Origin of the sequence: Streptococcus porcinus (assembly GCF_901542335.1) — a bacterium.
Lineage (GTDB): Bacteria > Bacillota > Bacilli > Lactobacillales > Streptococcaceae > Streptococcus > Streptococcus porcinus_A.
In genome coordinates, this window is sequence record NZ_LR594036.1 from 855,973 (window position 1) to 873,742 (window position 17,770).

Annotated in this window: 21 protein-coding genes and 1 pseudogene; all 22 read left to right on the top strand. The window is 30.1% G+C overall.

The window, feature by feature from the left end; translation table 11 throughout:
• The first annotated feature begins 3 nt into the window (after positions 1-3).
• Positions 4-891 carry a Bro-N domain-containing protein gene (locus FGK96_RS04140; protein ID WP_138081675.1) on the top strand — a complete coding sequence of 296 codons (888 nt, stop codon included), beginning with the start codon at positions 4-6 and terminating at the stop codon, positions 889-891.
• A gap of 99 nt (positions 892-990) precedes the next feature.
• Positions 991-2,001: a replication initiator protein A gene (locus FGK96_RS04145; RefSeq protein WP_138081677.1), complete on the top strand. Its 1,011-nt coding sequence runs from the start codon at positions 991-993 to the stop codon at positions 1,999-2,001.
• Between the two features lie 86 nt (positions 2,002-2,087).
• Complete coding sequence (locus FGK96_RS04150) at positions 2,088-2,942, top strand: ATP-binding protein (RefSeq protein ID WP_138081679.1); 855 nt, start codon at positions 2,088-2,090, stop codon at positions 2,940-2,942.
• A 4-nt stretch (positions 2,943-2,946) separates the two neighbouring features.
• Positions 2,947-3,432 carry a PcfB family protein gene (locus FGK96_RS04155; protein ID WP_138081681.1) on the top strand — a complete coding sequence of 162 codons (486 nt, stop codon included), beginning with the start codon at positions 2,947-2,949 and terminating at the stop codon, positions 3,430-3,432.
• A gap of 14 nt (positions 3,433-3,446) precedes the next feature.
• The gene (locus FGK96_RS04160; RefSeq protein ID WP_138081683.1) at positions 3,447-3,899 is read left to right on the top strand and encodes a phage antirepressor KilAC domain-containing protein; all 453 of its coding nucleotides are present in this window, start codon (positions 3,447-3,449) and stop codon (positions 3,897-3,899) included.
• A gap of 57 nt (positions 3,900-3,956) precedes the next feature.
• A complete protein-coding gene (locus FGK96_RS04165) occupies positions 3,957-5,750 on the top strand; it encodes a VirD4-like conjugal transfer protein, CD1115 family (RefSeq protein ID WP_138083495.1) in 1,794 nt (597 codons plus the stop codon).
• A gap of 129 nt (positions 5,751-5,879) precedes the next feature.
• Positions 5,880-6,092 (top strand): helix-turn-helix domain-containing protein, encoded by a 213-nt coding sequence (locus FGK96_RS04170; RefSeq protein WP_138081685.1) that lies wholly within the window; start codon positions 5,880-5,882, stop codon positions 6,090-6,092.
• Positions 6,093-6,209: 117 nt separating this feature from the next.
• Positions 6,210-6,689 carry an RNA polymerase sigma factor gene (locus FGK96_RS04175; RefSeq protein WP_138081687.1) on the top strand — a complete coding sequence of 160 codons (480 nt, stop codon included), beginning with the start codon at positions 6,210-6,212 and terminating at the stop codon, positions 6,687-6,689.
• Entirely contained in the window at positions 6,686-7,006 is a 321-nt protein-coding gene (locus FGK96_RS04180; RefSeq protein ID WP_138081689.1) for a zf-HC2 domain-containing protein, read from the top strand. Before FGK96_RS04175 ends, FGK96_RS04180 begins: the two co-directional genes overlap by 4 nt.
• Before the next feature lie 33 nt (positions 7,007-7,039).
• Positions 7,040-7,732, top strand: a complete 693-nt coding sequence (locus FGK96_RS04185; protein WP_172601591.1) for an ABC transporter ATP-binding protein — start codon at positions 7,040-7,042, stop codon at positions 7,730-7,732.
• A 2-nt stretch (positions 7,733-7,734) separates the two neighbouring features.
• On the top strand, positions 7,735-8,490 hold the full coding sequence (locus tag FGK96_RS04190; protein WP_138081693.1) for a hypothetical protein: 756 nt from the start codon (positions 7,735-7,737) through the stop codon (positions 8,488-8,490).
• 24 nt (positions 8,491-8,514) lie between these two features.
• Positions 8,515-8,742, top strand: coding sequence for a hypothetical protein (locus tag FGK96_RS04195; protein WP_138081695.1), 228 nt, complete (start codon positions 8,515-8,517; stop codon positions 8,740-8,742).
• 4 nt (positions 8,743-8,746) lie between these two features.
• Positions 8,747-10,489 (top strand): ABC transporter ATP-binding protein, encoded by a 1,743-nt coding sequence (locus FGK96_RS04200; protein ID WP_138081697.1) that lies wholly within the window; start codon positions 8,747-8,749, stop codon positions 10,487-10,489.
• A 30-nt stretch (positions 10,490-10,519) separates the two neighbouring features.
• Positions 10,520-11,932 (top strand): radical SAM protein, encoded by a 1,413-nt coding sequence (locus FGK96_RS04205; RefSeq protein ID WP_138081699.1) that lies wholly within the window; start codon positions 10,520-10,522, stop codon positions 11,930-11,932.
• A 3-nt stretch (positions 11,933-11,935) separates the two neighbouring features.
• A complete protein-coding gene (locus FGK96_RS04210) occupies positions 11,936-12,985 on the top strand; it encodes a hypothetical protein (RefSeq protein ID WP_138081701.1) in 1,050 nt (349 codons plus the stop codon).
• A 58-nt stretch (positions 12,986-13,043) separates the two neighbouring features.
• The gene (locus FGK96_RS10440) at positions 13,044-13,193 is read left to right on the top strand and encodes a hypothetical protein (protein ID WP_172601592.1); all 150 of its coding nucleotides are present in this window, start codon (positions 13,044-13,046) and stop codon (positions 13,191-13,193) included.
• A 594-nt stretch (positions 13,194-13,787) separates the two neighbouring features.
• Positions 13,788-14,129, top strand: a complete 342-nt coding sequence (locus tag FGK96_RS04215) for a single-stranded DNA-binding protein (RefSeq protein ID WP_026624434.1) — start codon at positions 13,788-13,790, stop codon at positions 14,127-14,129.
• A gap of 3 nt (positions 14,130-14,132) precedes the next feature.
• Positions 14,133-14,348 (top strand): Maff2 family mobile element protein, encoded by a 216-nt coding sequence (locus FGK96_RS04220; protein ID WP_012679632.1) that lies wholly within the window; start codon positions 14,133-14,135, stop codon positions 14,346-14,348.
• Positions 14,348-15,211, top strand: coding sequence for a VirB6/TrbL-like conjugal transfer protein, CD1112 family (locus FGK96_RS04225; RefSeq protein ID WP_026624435.1), 864 nt, complete (start codon positions 14,348-14,350; stop codon positions 15,209-15,211). Before FGK96_RS04220 ends, FGK96_RS04225 begins: the two co-directional genes overlap by 1 nt.
• A gap of 72 nt (positions 15,212-15,283) precedes the next feature.
• Positions 15,284-15,778 (top strand): conjugal transfer protein, encoded by a 495-nt coding sequence (locus tag FGK96_RS04230; protein ID WP_138081703.1) that lies wholly within the window; start codon positions 15,284-15,286, stop codon positions 15,776-15,778.
• Between the two features lie 3 nt (positions 15,779-15,781).
• Complete coding sequence (locus tag FGK96_RS04235) at positions 15,782-16,192, top strand: PrgI family protein (protein ID WP_138081705.1); 411 nt, start codon at positions 15,782-15,784, stop codon at positions 16,190-16,192.
• A pseudogene (locus FGK96_RS04240) lies at positions 16,152-17,711 on the top strand (VirB4-like conjugal transfer ATPase, CD1110 family); the annotation flags it as partial. The gene FGK96_RS04235 and the pseudogene FGK96_RS04240, both read left to right, overlap by 41 nt.
• Positions 17,712-17,770: the final 59 nt, after the last annotated feature.

The following is a 17,770-nucleotide window of genomic DNA, read 5'->3' on the forward strand; positions in this document are numbered from 1 at the left end:
AGAATGGACGAAATAAAGTTATATGAAAATAAAGAGATACGCTCCATTTGGGACGAAGAAAAAGAAGAGTGGTATTTTTCAGTAGTCGATGTAGTTGGAGTTTTGACAGAACAAGAAAACGCAAGAGGTGCCAGTACCTATTGGGCTGTACTAAAAAAGAGATTAAAAGAAGAAGGAAATGAACTGCTTACAATTTGTAAGCAGTTGAAAATGAAAGCAACAGATGGAAAAATGCGTTTAACTGATGTAGCAGATATGCAAGGAATATTCCGTATTATCCAGTCCATCCCATCCCCTAAAGCAGAACCTTTTAAGTTATGGCTTGCTGAGGTTGGAAAAGAACGAATTGATGAAATTATCGATCCTGAACTTACGATTAACAGAGCCTTAGAAACTTATCTAAAGAAGGGATATACACGTGAGTGGATAAATCAAAGACTTCAAGCCATTCAGGTAAGAAAAGAACTGACTGATGCTTGGGATGACCATGGGATACAAAAAGGCAAAGAATACGCAATTCTTACTGATGAAATCACCAAAGCATGGTCCGGAATGACAACAAGAGGTTATAAAAATCTGAAGGGTTTGAAAAAGGAAAATCTAAGGGATAATATGACCACTCTTGAAATAGTTCTTAATATGCTTGCAGAAGCCACAACAACAGAGCTGACTAAAACGACGAATCCTAATGGCTTGGAAGAAAACAGGAAAGTTGCTAAAGAGGGAGGAAGTGTTGCAGGAAATGCGAGAAAGGAAATAGAACAAAAAACCGGGAAACCGGTCATTACCTCAAAAAATGCAGTTGACCTATCAAGGCTGATTGAAGATGTGGTCAAAGAGCCTCTAAATAAAAAACAAGATAAAAAAGACGATACAAATAATGAAAAATAGATAAAAATAAAATATTAGAGCATTCATTCAGAAAGAGATAGCAAAGAAAAGCAGCTATCTCTTTTTTGATACTTAAAAACATAGGAGGAGGTAGAGAGTATGAGTATAAAATTTAACTACTATTATGGAAAAGAAGCAGAGCAGTTCTCTTTTTTCCGTATTCCCAAACTGTTATTTACAGATCCTATATTTTCCAAATTAAGCAGCGATGCCAAAGTGTTATATGGAATTTTACTTGACCGAATGAACTTGTCTATGAAAAATAACTGGATTGATGAAGAAAATAAGGTATATATCATTTTCACCATAGAAGAAATTGCAGAAATCATGTGTTGTGCTACACAGAAAGCAACAAAAATCCTCCAGGAGTTAGATGATAAAAAAGGAATAGGACTTGTCGAAAAGAAAAGATTAGGACTTGGTAAACCCAACATACTCTATGTAAAGAATTTTATTATTCAGGAAATAAAAGAGAAAACTCACATACAAGAAGAAATCACAAAACAAGAATTATGTAAATCACAATTCAAGAATGATGAAAATCACAATTCAAGAAATGTGAATTTCACAAAACAAGAATTGTGTAAATCACAATGTAATAAGACTAATCTTAATAAAACTGAATATAGTGATACTGAGTATAATAATACCTCCCCCATATCCCCCTTAGGAGAAAAAAATATAAGGGGGGATTTACTTAGTCAAAAGCAGGATATGGAGATGGAAGAAATAACAAAAATACTAAAACAAAATATAGACTACGCTTTTCTTGTGAAAGAACAATCGAAAGATAAAGAAAAAATTGACCTTACTATAAAAGTAATGGCAGAGGCAATTCAAGGTAAGACAGATATAAGAATCAATCGCAGAATGATAGCTTTTGAAACCGTAAAAGAGCAGTTTTTATCACTACAAAAAGAACATATCAATTATGTCCTACTTGTTCTTGATGAAAATAAAAGAAAAATTACAAATTTAAGAGCCTATCTTCTATCCCTTTTGTATAATTCACCGGTCAATATCTTAGGAATGACAACAGAAGTAAAGTCAAATGATACTGATTACAGCAAAGACATGGAAATATGGCAGGAGATTTTCAACACCATATAGCAGGTAAAGATGATAAGGAAAGTGAGTTTAAGAATTGGGAAAATGAAATGAAATTATAAAGATTACAGAAATTATGGAGGAATCATATGGACAGTGTAGGAAATATCTTTGGGGGAGTATTTGAACGTTTGCAAAAAGATATTTTGAACGAAAAAAACGGAGATTATATCAATGAGAATGACGGACTTGTGTATTGTGGAGTATGTCATAGTCCCAAACAGCAAATTAGTAATATAGGAGGAAGTTTAAGAAAAATACCTAAAAACTGTATTTGCAGAGAAAAAGAATTGGAAAAAGAAAGACAGCATTGGAAAGAACTGGAGCATCAAAGAATCCTATCGGATTTAAGAAAACAGGCTTTTGAAGATAAACTGTTGCAAAATCAGACCTTTGATGCAGAAGATGGTGGTTTAGAGCATAGAAAAATCGGAGAAAACTATGTGAAAAAATTTGAGGAAATGGAAAAAGAAAACATAGGATTATTACTTACAGGACCTGTGGGAACCGGAAAAACTTATTTAGCATCAGCAATAGCCAATGCCTTAATTGAAAAAGAAATCTCCGTTAAAATGACCAACTTTGCCACCATTCTAAACGATATGATGAATTTGGACATTAACAAAAATAAGTATGTTGAAAAGCTCAATAAATACAGACTTCTTATCATTGATGATTTCGGAATGGAAAGAGATACTCCTTTTGCCACAGAGCATATTTTTAATATTATTGACAGCAGATACAGAGCAAATAAACCGATTATTTTAACTACAAATCTTAGTGCAAAACAGCTTACAAATCCGAATAATCTTAAAGAACAGAGAATTTATTCAAGGATACTGGAAATGGCAATACCCATTCTTTTTACAGGAGAAAACAGAAGAATATCAAAGATGAAAGAAAAAGCACGAAAGGTAAACACAATACTTATGGAAAGTAGGTGATATATTGATCAATGAAGAAGTTACAAAGCAAGTAATTGCAGTAAAGAAAAAAGCCCTTCATCTAACGGCAAGAGAAGTTGTGAAACTTATGAAAATGATACTGAACAAAGCGGAAAAAGAGAAAAATGGCTTAAAGGATTTCATCGGCAAGCAAAAGCCAACTACAGTAAAAGATTTAGTAAAAAAGGGGAAGGTTGAAACCTTAGAGTTAAATGATGTGGACTTAAAGAACCTAAAAAGAGATTTAAATAAAAATGGCGTTAAATTCAGTATCAAAAAAGATCTCACTACGGGAAACAATATAATTTTCTTTCAGGCAAAAGATGAAAAGGTAATGGAACAGGCATTTAAAGAAGCTGTAGCAAAATTTGCAGAGAAAGATAAACAAAGAGAATCAGTAATAAATAAACTCAACCGATTTAAAAATAAGATTAAGAATATGCCTCAAAAAGATAAAATCAAAGAAAAACATAAAGAACAGAGTTTATAAGGAGTGTGAAATAATTGAAAAATAATGTTAAGGAATATTTAGTTGGTAAAGATGAATTGGAAGAAGAAATTATTGAATTTTTAGAGGAAAATGAAGAAGTTGTAAATGCTTTGATAGAAATAAAAACGGCTTTTGAAAGATGTATAAAAGAAATGCAATTAAGATTTGCAACAAGAATTTTTTTGGAAGCGTTGTGTAAAGAAATAAATCTGATGAGCTTAAAAGAAACAGCCAATCTATTTGGTATATCTAAAAAGGTTCTTATAAAGACATTATTGCGTAGTAGATATTTTTATAAAGACGAAGAAGGTGTTGTACTTCCGATAAATCAGTTTAAAGGTGTTTATTTCCAAGTAAAATCGAATAGAACTAACAAAGGTGAAATGTTCAGAAGACAGATTTTTACAACAGCAAAGGGAAGATATGAAATACTTTCGTTATTAAAATACTACGGTATTTGGACTTAAACTCAAGGTATTTTAAGACAAGAATGATTAAATCAGGAAGGAGTGGTAAAGACGAGGATTGTAAATGAAATACTAAAGGACATAAGAAATATATTTCACATAAGAGATAAGAAAAGATTTGTATTACAAAACCTACCTTATCTCTTTTTCTTTTATCTAGGAAATATATTTTTCGCACATACAGGAAGATATGTAGGTGGAGATATCGTAGATAAAATCTTTCAAGGGATATTGGAAATTCATAAAATGAGTTTTATTCCAAGCATTTATCCCTCAGATTTACTTGCAGGGATAGTAACAGCCTTTCTTATAAAATTCATTGTTCATACGAAAATGAAAAATGCAAAGAAATTTCGCCAAGGAGTAGAATACGGTTCAGCAAGATGGGGAAATTCTAAAGACATAGAGCCCTACGCAGATGAAAAATTTGAAAACAACATACTTTTAACTAATACGGAACGTATTACGATGAATAGTAGACCCAAAAACCCTAAATTTGCCCGCAATAAAAATGTGCTTGTAGTAGGTGGATCTGGAAGCGGAAAGACACGATTTTTCTTAAAACCTAACTTAATGCAAATGCACTCATCCTATGTTGTAACGGATCCAAAAGGAACCGTTCTTGTTGAATGTGGAAAAATGTTAGAAAAAAATGGATATGATATTAAGGTGTTAAACACTATTAATTTCAAAAAATCCATGCACTATAATCCTTTTTCTTATCTAAGAAGTGAAAAAGATATATTAAAATTGGTGCAGACAATTATTGCAAACACAAAGGGAGAGGGTGAAAAATCCAGTGAAGATTTTTGGGTGAAAGCCGAACGTTTGTATTATACAGCCTTAATAGGTTATCTGTACTACGAAGCACCAGAAGAAGAACAAAATTTTCAGACCTTACTTGCCTATATTGATGCCAGTGAAGTCAGAGAAGAAGATGAAAACTTTAAAAATGCAGTAGATTATATCTTTGATGAATTGGAAGAAACAAAACCGAATCACTTTGCAGTAAGACAATATCGAAAATATAAACTGGCTGCGGGAAAAACGGCGAAAAGTATATTGATTAGCTGTGGTGCAAGGCTTGCGGCATTTGATATTGAAGAGTTAAGAAATCTTATGGAATATGATGAAATGGGACTTGATACCATAGGAGATAAAAAGACAGCCCTTTTTATCATCATTTCAGATACGGATGATACCTTTAACTTTGTGGTAGCGATGATGTATACCCAGCTTTTTAATCTTCTATGCGATAAGGCGGATGATGTTTACGGAGGAAGATTACCTGTTCATGTAAGGTGTTTACTTGATGAGTTCAGCAATATTGGTCAAATACCCAAGTTTGAAAAACTCATTGCGACTATTCGTTCCAGAGAAATATCCGCAAGCATTATCCTACAAGCAAAAAGTCAATTAAAAGCAATCTATAAAGACCATTCCGACACGATTCTGGGCAATTGTGATAGCGAGTTGTTTTTGGGCGGAAAAGAAGGAACGACGATAAAAGAGCTGTCCGAAAACTTAGGAAAAGAAACCATAGACCTTTACAATACATCGGAAACAAGATCGAATCAAAAATCATTTGGACTAAACTATCAAAAGCTTGGAAAGGAACTGATGAGCAGAGATGAACTGAAAGTAATGGACGGAGGAAAGTGTATCTTGGAAATAAGAGGAGTAAGACCTTTTTATTCCGATAAATTTGATATAACAAAACATAAGAACTATAAATTGCTTTCGGATTACAACGAAAAAAATGCCTTTGATATAGAAAAATATCTAAAGAGAAAAGATAAAGTTAATCTAAAAGAAAACATGAAAATAACAGTGGTGGATATGGATAAATAAGGTAAGTATAGTCAATGAAATTATAGAATAATTGATCAAAGAAAGACTTAAAAATCAATTTTAAATTGAATAATATCAATTAATATATTATAATTTTTATAATATATTAATAAAGAAAAGAGGATTACTATGGCAGTGAATTATAAACCCTTATGGATACAATTAGCAAAAAAGGGGTTAAAAAAAACAGATGTTATTATTATGGCAGGAATTACAACTAATGTTATGGCAAGCATGGGAAAAGATAAGCCAATAACATTTAAAAATTTGGAAAAAATATGTGAAGCTTTGGAATGTACACCTAATGATGTCTTTTATTTTGATAGTCACAAGGGTGATTAATGTAGAAAAAGTTAGATGAATTTGATACAGAATATTTTTTATTTTTATTGTGCAAAAAAATGTAACATTTTCAAAACTCAATTGTCTTATTTATGAAAAAGGAGGTGTGGTTGTAGGATGCAAGATGATTACAAAAAAGTATATGAACAATATTTTAAAGATGTATATTTATATATATTAAGTATTTGCAAAAATGAATCTTTAGCAGAAGAAATCACACAGGAAGCCTTTTTTAAAGCTTTGAAAAACTATAAATCTTTTAAAGGGGAATGTAAGGTTTATAGTTGGCTATGTCAGATCGCTAAAAATACTTTTTATAATCATTGTAAAAAAGAACGTAAAAATGTATATTTGGATGATTACGAACAAATTGACTTTACAACAGATATTGAGAAAAATTTTGAAGATGCTGAGGAAACCATGAGGGCACATTTATTATTGCATAAATTAAATGAGCCATATAAAGAAGTTTTTTCTTTAAGGGTATTTGCCGATTTGTCATTTAAACAAATAGGAGAAATATTTGGCAAAACAGATAGTTGGGCGAGGGTTACCTTTTATAGAGCTAAGAATAGATTACTGGAGGAAATGAAATGAAAATATCTTGTGAAGTTGTTAAAGATCTGCTCCCTTTATATAAAGATGGTGTTTGTAGTGAAGAAAGTAAGGGTTTAGTAGAAGAACACTTATCTAATTGTGAAGAGTGTAGAAAATTGTTGGATGATATGAATATAGAACTTGATATAGATTATCAAAAAAGCAATTTGGAAGAAGGAATAGATTTGGAAAATTTATCAAAAAAATGGAATAGAAAAATTATATTATCTATGCTGAAAGGTGCAGCTGTAACGGTGATTATAGGAATAACTATTTTATTAGTAGCCTATGTATTTATAGGAATAAGAATAGTTTAGCTTGCTGATGATATCATGAAAGAAGGGGCAATTATGAATATATTAACTGTTAAAAATATAAATAAAATATATCAAGGGAAAGATGTGTTGAAAAATATTTCAATAGATATAAAGGAAGGTGAAGTTTATGGTTTACTTGGTAAAAACGGAATAGGAAAGACAACGTTACTAAAGATAATAACAAGATTAATACCTATTAGTAACTATAATAGGAGAATAGAAGTCAATACGACAAATAAAACAATATCAGCTCTAATTGATACACCAGCATGTTATATGAATTTAAGTGTGAAAACAAATTTGCAATTGTGTTCGTACTTATATTATAAACGTGTAACAGAAAGAAAAAAATATATAGAAGAAATGATTTTATATTTCGATTTAGAAAATATGTTACATAAAAAAATGAGCAATTTATCATTGGGGATGTTGCAAAAAGTAAAATTAGCAATGATATTTATGGCCAACACCGAATGTATAATTTTAGATGAACCTTTCAATGGATTGGATATAGAAAGTTCTTTAATTCTAAAAAATAAAATAAAGTTATTGTCGAAAGAATTAAATAGAACAATTATAATTACCAGTCATAATACAGAACAGTTAGAAAAGATATGTGATAGGTTTGGAATATTAAAAGGAGTTGAAATAATAAATATTGATAAAACACAGTTAAATGATATGAACTTGGAAGAATATTACTATAAAGTTGTTAAGGATGTGTAAATATGGATTTATTTAAAAGAGATTTATTGAGAGCCTTAAATAGTAGGTATATGCAAGTGGGAGCTCTACTTACTTTTATTTCTGGCGTTGTTCTATCTTTATTGATAGGGAGTAATTATAAGATAGGCATATCTATATTTGGAAATCTTACTACGTATAAGACGCTAGAAGAAATTGCTTTAAATGGAATAGATTATAGGAAGGGGATAGGATTACTTATAACAATTCTTGTTTCTGTATTCATATCACAGGATTATCAGTACAAAACATGGCAGCAACCTATTCATGCAGGAAACAGTAGAGTTAAGATATATTTTTGTAGATTATTATTTTCCTTATTGACTGGTATGTTGATATTCTTATCGTATGAAATACCAGTATACATAATATCTATTTTGTTAGGAGAAAAAATACTTTTTTATAATATTGTAAGTATACTTTGCAAGGGGATGATTATTTATTTTGTGATTCCTTGTACTGTAACTTGCTTAGCGATATCTATAAAAAATCATATGTTGAGTGTTTTGATATCTATAATATACATACTGTTTGAACAAGATTTAACCAGATTTATTTTAAATATACTGTCCAGAATTAATTTAGATGAATTAATAGGTAGATTTACTTTGACTGAAATAGGTTTATTTGCTAAAAGTACAGGATTAGAGCTTGTTCCTAACATGATTGTTTCAGGATTTGTTGTTTTTATTATAACGGCATTAATAGGAATTGTATTATTTAATAGACAAGAATTATAAATTTATAGATATAAGGTGGTTAGTATGGAGAAAACTATATGTGATATTGCAAAAAAATACGTAATGACAAGTGATATTGATAAAAATGTGAATATATACGGTATTTTACAGCCGATAGATGTGGTTTGTTTTTTAGAAGAAATAGCTGAGATATTTAAATTAGAAATTGATTTAGACTTTATTAATAAAACGAAAATATTAAGTATCAATAATCTATGTGTTGTTATAGAAGAGTGTATTGATGGCAGGTGATTAGATGAAAGATAAAATAGTTAAAAAATGGATTATACAGTTATTTAAACCATATATTAAAAATATTATTATGATGATTTTATGTACTATTATAGTAGTTTTCTGTGGTTTTATTATTCCATTTTTAACTAAAAATTTAGTTGATGAAAGTATTTTAAATAGAGATATGAGCAGCTTAATTAAAAATTTGCTTATGTTTACTTTGATATATTTCGTACAATATTTAAGTGAATTTATTCAATTTATATTTTACAAACCTCTGTGTGCAGAATTGCCTAATGAATTGAACAGATTAGCTTGGACACATGTATTAAATATAAAATTAAAGTACTTCAAAGAAAAAAATTTTTCGGAAATTTTGGCCGAAAATATGCAAGATATTAGTAATATAGTATCTTTAATAGATATTCAGTTTTTAACATCAATAATTAATCTAATGAAGATGATATCGGGATTTATAGCATTACTTTATATAAGTCCTAAGCTGATGCTTCTTTTAGTTGTTGTAGCACCATTAAAGTTATTTTTAAATACAAAATTTTATAATAAAAAAATAAAAATCAATAAAGAAATTTTAATAGAGCAAACCAAATTTTCTAAATGGATCGGAGACTGTGTTTCTGGTATATATGAGATAAAAATGTGGGATTTGATTGATAAAAAGGAGGGGGAATTAAAAGGTATCTTATCTATATTCAAGAAAATTAGGTATACATTGATGAATTATGGATATATAGAAGCTTTGTTAGGAGCTTTGTTAATGTTAGTTGCTAATTTGGGAATATATTTTTTAGGAGCTTTACTTACTTTTAGAAATGAAATGACAATAGGTGGTTTATTAGCTTTTATTACTTATGCTGCGTTCATTTTCGAACCATTAGAAATAATTTCGGGTATATTAAATAAACTATCTATTGTAACACCATCATTACATAGATTTGAAAGATTTATGGAAACAGATGTTGAATATGAAAGGGATAATGCAATTACTTTATCTGGAATTCCTTCGGTAGATTCAATAGAGTTTAAAAATGTATCTTTTAGTTATGGAAAAGATGAAAGTGAAAAAATGGTTTTAAATAAAATTAATTTTGAAGTAGGAAAAGGTGAAGTGATTGGAATTGCAGGAAAAAATGGATGTGGGAAATCTACTATAGTTGATTTGCTAACTAGATTCTATGATAGTAACGAAGGCACAATATGTATAAATAACATTGATATACGAGATATAAAGTTAAAAGATTATAGAAGATTATTTGGGATAATGAGCCAAAAGAGTTACATATTTAATGATACTATATCTAATAATATTAATATAACTGGGGAACTAACTGAAGAAGATATAAAGCATTTTAGTGATGTATCTGGTCTAGAAAATTCAATTAAAAATATGAAAGATAAATATGATTATGTTGTTGGCTTTGATGGGCAAAAGATGTCAGGAGGGCAGAGACAAAAACTTTCAATGGCAAGAACACTATCTAAATCAGAGGCAAAAGTGTTGATTTTAGATGAAGCGACCTCAAACTATGACATTCAATCTGCACATAAAGTAATTGATGAAATTATAAAAAATAAAAATTTTGATATTGTCATTATAATTTCACATCAACCTGAAATTTTGGAGAAGTTAAATAGAATTGTGTTTTTGAAAAATGGGGAAATAGTATCTGAAGGTTCGTATAAAGAACTTATTAGAAAAAATGCTGATTTTAATGAAATGGTAGAAAATGCTTATATGGGATAAATGAATTTTTGAGATTAAAGGAGGGCATTTATGAGCTATAAAACATTTAAAACATCTTCAAATATGCATTATGTATATGAAGCTAATCGAAACTCTATTTATAGAATTAGTGAATTAGAGTATGAAGCATTAAGTAATACTGAACATAGTTGTTACAGTATGTGTGATAAAGATATTTTGAATAGATTTAATAAAAAGGGACTTTTGAAATCAATGGAAATTGATAAAATTGAGCATAATAATTCAGAGATGTTAAAACTGCAATTCAATAAGGGAGTAAATAATATAGTACTACAAATAACACAAGGATGTAATTTATCTTGTTCGTATTGTCCTTTTGCTGATGGTAATAAAATATATAAGTCTCATAGAAAACACCATAAAAAAGATATGGATATTGAAATTATAAAAAAGAGTATAGACTTACTAGAAAATAACTCAACATATAACTCAAAAAAATATATATCTTTTTATGGTGGTGAGCCTCTTTTAAGGGAAGATTTAGTAGAGTTTGCTGTCGAAGAAGCTATAAATAGATTTGGTAAAGATATGGTGTATTTTGGATTGACAACTAATGGGACATTGTTAACTGAGGACTTTATAGAAAAAATAAAAGATGTAAATTTTACAATACTGGTAAGTTTAGATGGACCAGAAGAGATTCATGATGTTAACAGAAAATTTAAAGATGGAAAAGGTTCTTTTAGTATATTGAATGCTAATTTAGACATTATACGAGAGAAATATCCTAATATATATGATGAAATAAGATTTAATGTAGTTATTCCACCTGGAATTAATTATGCTAAAGTATTTGATTTTATCAGAGATGGAAGCAATCATCTCACATTAAGAAATACGAGTTTAAATACAATTTCAAGTAACTATGCAGAGGAAAATATTGAGTATGAGGACGATTTTTTTGAAGAGGCAAATTATGAAATGGTAAAAACGCTGTTACTTTTATTAGGCATGATAAGAGAAGATATTACTAAATATAAAGGTAATATAGAAAAGATTTATATGTTTAAAAAATTTTTAACACCATTGATGTCTACGAAAGGTGTACAACATCCAGCTGGAACCTGCATACCAGGACTAAAAAAACTTTTTATCAATGTATATGGAGATTTTTATCCATGTGAGAAGGCAAATGAATTATCTAAGATACAAAAAATAGGGAGTATATATGATGGATTTGATTTTGAAAAAATTAAGTATTTGATGAATATAGGTAAGTCAACATCGGAAATATGCAAAAATTGTTGGGCATTTCACCTATGTTCTATATGTCCTATAAGTGCCGATGACGGATATTCGGACACTTATGTGGCAGATTATAAATTGAAAAAGTGCAAATTTATAAAACAAGATATTTTAGCTAATTTAAGGATGTATTGTTTTTTAAAGGAAAGAGGTTTTGACTATAAAGAGGAGTATTGAACTATGAAAAAAATATATGTATATCCTTTCAGTGATGAAGTTCTAAATATTTTAGATAATAAAGATATGCTGAAAGATTTTGAGATAGTAGGTGTCATAAATGACAATAAGTCAGTTGGAGAATTATTGACAAATAAATATGGATGTTTATCTGTGGATAATGAAATACTGGATGATAATCAATATTTTAGAAATATTGATGGTGTGATGTTATATAGCGATGGCTTTTCAAATATGGGTAAAAACAAGTACATAGATTTTATAGTAGAAAAGATAATTAAATATGAAAAGGAGATATTTTTTACCAATGAATTGAAAAAATATATAGACTGTTTTGATTATACAAAAAAAACTTTAATAGATTATTATGCTCAGGATAATATAGATTTAAGCCAATATGAATTAAAATATATTGATAAACCAGTTATATTAATTATGGGGTTAGGCGAGAACTGTGATAAAACTAGAGTTGGGTTGAGTTTATATAAGTTTTTTAAGAATGAGGGATATAAACCATCGATTGTATCTAGTAATAGCTTAGACAAATTAATCGGTTTTAATACATTTTCCTTTTTAAATAATAATTTTAATGATGAGGTAAAGAGATATAATTATATGCTAAGTAGAATTAATATGGATGAGAATCCGGACTTATTAATTGTTGTTGCACCGAGTGGTGTAGTAAAACATGATAATAGAAATAATAATTTATTCGGATACCCTTCATATGTAATAACTAGTGCCATAACTCCAGATATTACAATTTTATCAGTATATGCTGGAAAATATGATATTGAAAATATCAATTATTTGAAGAATATTTGCTATTATAAGTATAATAGCAGATTAAGCTATATACATATTGCTAGAACTGTTTGTGATATGAATCTAGAAACTAATAAATTGGATTATTTACAAATAGATGATGTAGATGCAATGAAATATCTTATAGAAGATGATTTATCTATGTATTCTACCATGGATCACAATAGCACGAATAAAATACATAGCATGATATTGGAAGAACTAAGAGGTAATGTTAAACAAATTTGATTAGTCTATGAAACTTCATATAAAATTTAGACTAAAATAAGACAAAGGAGGTGTAGTTATGGATCTAAATAAGAATAATATAGCACAAATTGAAGTTCCTTCAGCAAACATGATGGGCAAGTGCTGGTGTGTTGCTATATGCTTAGTATTTACGGAAAAAAGGCATTCAGATCTATTAGCAGCAATGCACTCAGTTAAAGCAAATTAATCATCATTAATTTGTAAAGTCAAAATGTTCAATGAGAGGTTAGTATCGCTATTTTTAGCGTATTACTAACCTCTTATTGTTAATGGAGTAGAAATTATTTCATTTAGTTTTATTGTAATAATAAGAAAACTTTAGTTAATGTATAAAAATCTCCGTGTTACGACAATATTGGATTGGTGACCGTATAATTTAAGGTAAAAAGTAATTTGAGCAAAACCATACTCGACCATAGATATGAGGTTGATATATATTTAAATAATATAGATTTATATCATATATTGTAATTATAAATGATATTTGATTATTAAAACAAAAGAATAATTAAAATTGATGAGCAGGGAAAATTTATTTATAAAATATAGTGATGAGTATATTTTACAGTTAAAGGAGGTAATTGAGTCAAGATTATTTTAATATATATTTTGAAAAGGAGAAGCTATTAAATGAGATCAAGAGACAGAAGTCCACCTACTTTTGTTCAAAATGAACAGAAGTGAAAATGAAATATGAAGAATATATAGATAAGACCATGACAAATTAGAAAAAGTCGTGGTCTTTTTTGATTAATCAAAAGAAATGAAATGGAGGAAAGATATGGAAAAAGAAATGTTAAATATCAACGGAAATTTAATCAATGATGTAGAAATCAAAACCATTCAAGGAAAAGACGGAGAAGTAACAGTTGCAAACTTTACACTCTTTAGAAAGATGGGAAAAGATGGAGAAAAAAAGAAGGAGTATATCAACTGTAATGTTTATGGAGAAAAGGCGGAGATTACAAAGGACTTTGAAAAGGGAGATTTCATCCATGTTTACGGATATTACAAAGAGGTTCAAAAAGAGGGTAAGACATACAGAAACTTTATTGTAAAGCATGTCAATAAAATTGATAAAGAAGTAGAAGATGAAAAAGAACAGGAAAATAAGGAGGAATAAATTATGGATTTTTTTGTACAGGCAGTAAATGTGCTTAAAATTTTAGTTATGGCAATCGGTGCAGGACTTGGTGCATGGGGAGTAATTAACTTACTTGAAGGATACGGATCAGATAATCCCGGTGCCAAATCACAAGGCATCAAGCAATTGATGAGCGGTGGAGGAATTGTTTTAATAGGGCTGAAACTAATTCCGTTACTTGCTAATGTCTTGAGATAATGTTTGATTTATTTGGAAAGATAGAAGAGTTTTTCAAGGATATTATGATTGATATTATTAAAGATAATCTTTCTGCAATGCTCGTGGATATTAATGATAAAGTAGGAACCGTTGCAGGAGAAGTGGGAAAGACTCCGAGTTCTTGGAACTCGGAGGTCTTTACCTTCATTAAATCAATCAATACCAATGTTGTTTTACCCATAGCAGCGATAATTCTAACCGCAATACTTTGTATAGAACTGATTCAGGTGGTAATGAGAAAAAATTCTATGCACGATACGGATACCTTTGAATTTTTTAAGTACATCATTAAAATGTGGATAGCTGTATGGCTTGTGTCTCATGCGTTTGATTTTTCAATGGCAGTCTTTGATGTGGCACAGTCCATGATAGGAAAGGCGGCAGGTGTTGTGGGGACAAGTGCGAATATCACACCGGGAAATTTTGATGCTATGGTAGAAGCCCTTAAAACAAAGGAACTTGGAACACTCATTGGGATTGCACTGGAGACGGGATTAGTTAAATTTTCTTTAACGATTCTATCAATCTTAATTACTGTAATCCTATATGGAAGAATGATTGAGATATATATCTATTGCTCTGTTGCGGCAATTCCATTTTCTACGATGGGAAATAAAGAATGGTCAAATATCGGAACAAACTATATAAAAAGTCTATTTGCCCTTGGACTTCAGGGACTTTTCATCCTAATATTTTTTGGAATTTACGCAGTCTTAGTCAAAACCGTAAACTTTACGGATATCCACACAAGTATTTTACAGGTATTGGCATATGGATTGATTCTTGGAGTAATGATGATGAAATCCGGAAGTATAGCAAAGGCGATTTTAAACAGTCATTAAAGAACTTTCGTTCAAAATGAGCAAAAGTTGATGAAATAATCAGAACAAAAAATATAATTATTGGAGGTAAGAATGAATAAAATAAATAAAAAAACAGGGATTTTGATAGGAGTAGGCTCAGCCCTTTCTATCGGTACGATTATTACAGTGCTATCAAAAAAGAAAACGAAAAAATTATCCGATTTTGAAGAAGATGATTTTGACTTTGATTTTGATGAAATAGAAGAAGATTCTTGTGTCAACGATAAATTTGCTACAGAAAATGATAAAGATGATACAGGAAAAGGAGAAATAGATTTTTTAGTAGATGAATCAAAGACGGAGAACGAAAAGCAAGAAGAGTTTAGAGATTTATCGGTAAAGGTAATGGATTTTCTTCTAAAAGAAGTAATTTCAATGAGTGAAACTTTAAATTTGGTAAAAAGAGATATTGATAGAATAGGTGAAGTAAAAGCATTGGTTGAAGAACTGAAAAACTGTAAAGAAGAAATTATCTCACTTTGGGAGCATATGGAAAAGTTATCCGATCTAAGAGAAGAAATTACCGGCAAAAAGAATAGAGGTTAGGCTATGGCTTATGTAAAGATACCAAAAGACCTTACAAAAGTAAAAACCAAGGTAGCCCTGAATATGACAAAAAGGCAGCTTATAGGTTTTAGCATAGCAGGGCTTATCGGTTTTCCTGTATATATGCTGTGTAAAAATTTTCTTAGTACAGATATTTCCATGATTGTAATGAGTATAGCAGTTCTCCCTGTTCTTTTTGTAACGCTTTATGAAAAGGACAATTTACCTTTTGAAAAACATTTAGAATATATCCTCAAGTTTCATAAAAGTAAAAAGATCAGGCTATATAAAGCGAGGAGCATTTATCATACAGAGAGAGCAAAAAAGCAAGATATAGGAAATAAAAATAAGGCAAGCGGAAGGAGGAAAAAAGTTGAACAAAGACAAAAGAAAAAAACAGGAACAACGAATTAAAAAGGATGAGTTGGAGCTTAGGAAAAATAGAAAGGAGTTATCCGAACTTAAAAAAACAGGAAAGAAAAAAACAAAGTCTAAAACAAAAGGGAAATCATCGAAGAAGAATGGGTGGTTTCCTTTTTTTATGAAAGAGGAGAAAAAAGAAACCGTACAGGATACCATTCCATATAAGCGAATGTTAAAAGACGGGATTTGTCAAATTGAAAAGAATAAGTTTAATAAAACCATTCGATTTTTGGACATTAACTATCGCTTAATGGAAGAAATAGACCAAGAGGGAATATTTTCGGAATTTTCTTCTTTTCTAAATTTCTTTGACTCATCTGTGGAAGTGGAGTTCAGCTATATCAACAGTATCGGAGAAAATGAAGAAATCAATAAACTGATTGATATTAAGGAAAATATAGATGATTTTAATGAAATTAGAAACGAATATAGACAAATACTCTTAAACCAAAGCTCTAAAGGAAACAATGGATTATCCAAGAGTATGTACATTACCTTTACCATAGAGGCGGAGGACTTAAAGCAGGCAAAAAGTAGATTAGAGCGAATGGAAATGGATGTATTAAACAACTTTAAGCAGATGGGAGTGAAAGCCTATGTGTTAGATGGAGAGGAAAGACTTAAAACAATTCATGACATTTTAAATCCAAATGATAAACTTGTTTTTTCCTTTGAGGATTTGAAATACAGCGGACTGACGACTAAGGAATACATTGTACCTCCGTCTTTTAACTTTTCCAAGCCGACGTATTTTAAGACAGGAGAAGTCTTTGCGGAAGTAAATTTTTTGCAGCTTTTAGCATCAGATATTAAAGATGAGATGTTATCAGAGTTTTTGGCATTGGAAGAAAATATGATTGTTACCTTTCATATCAGAGCAATCGACCAGATGGAAGCTATTAAACATGTAAAAAGAAAAATAACGGATTTGGATAAGATGAAGCTTGAGGAAAACAAAAAAGCTATTCGTGCGGGCTATGATATGGATATCTTGCCAAGCGACCTTGTAACTTATGGTGCAGAGGCAAAGAACTTGCTATCAGAACTACAAAACCATGATGAAAAGATGTTTCTCATAACAATTTTATTTATGAACACGAGTAAAAGTAAGGGGAAACTCGATAATACGGTATTTACCTTAAAGTCCATTGCAAATAGACATAATTGTAGTTTGAAAAACCTAAATTATAGACAAGAACAAGGGCTTGTTGCAAGCCTTCCACTTGGGATAAATGAAGTGGAGATAGAACGAGGACTTACTACAAGTGCAGCAGCTATCTTTATACCATTTACAACGGAAGAACTCTTTATCAAGGGAGAAAGCCTATATTACGGACTAAATGCACTAAGCAGAAATATTATTATGGCGGACAGGAAGAAATTAAAGAACCCAAATGGTCTAATCTTAGGAACACCGGGTTCTGGAAAGTCCTTTGCAGCCAAAAGAGAGATTACTAATGCGTTTTTGATTACAGATGATGATATTATCATTGCAGATCCGGAAGCGGAAGTGCGACAAGAAGTCGTGTTGTAAATTGCTAGTTTAGCTACTCTATCCATTTGGAGTAA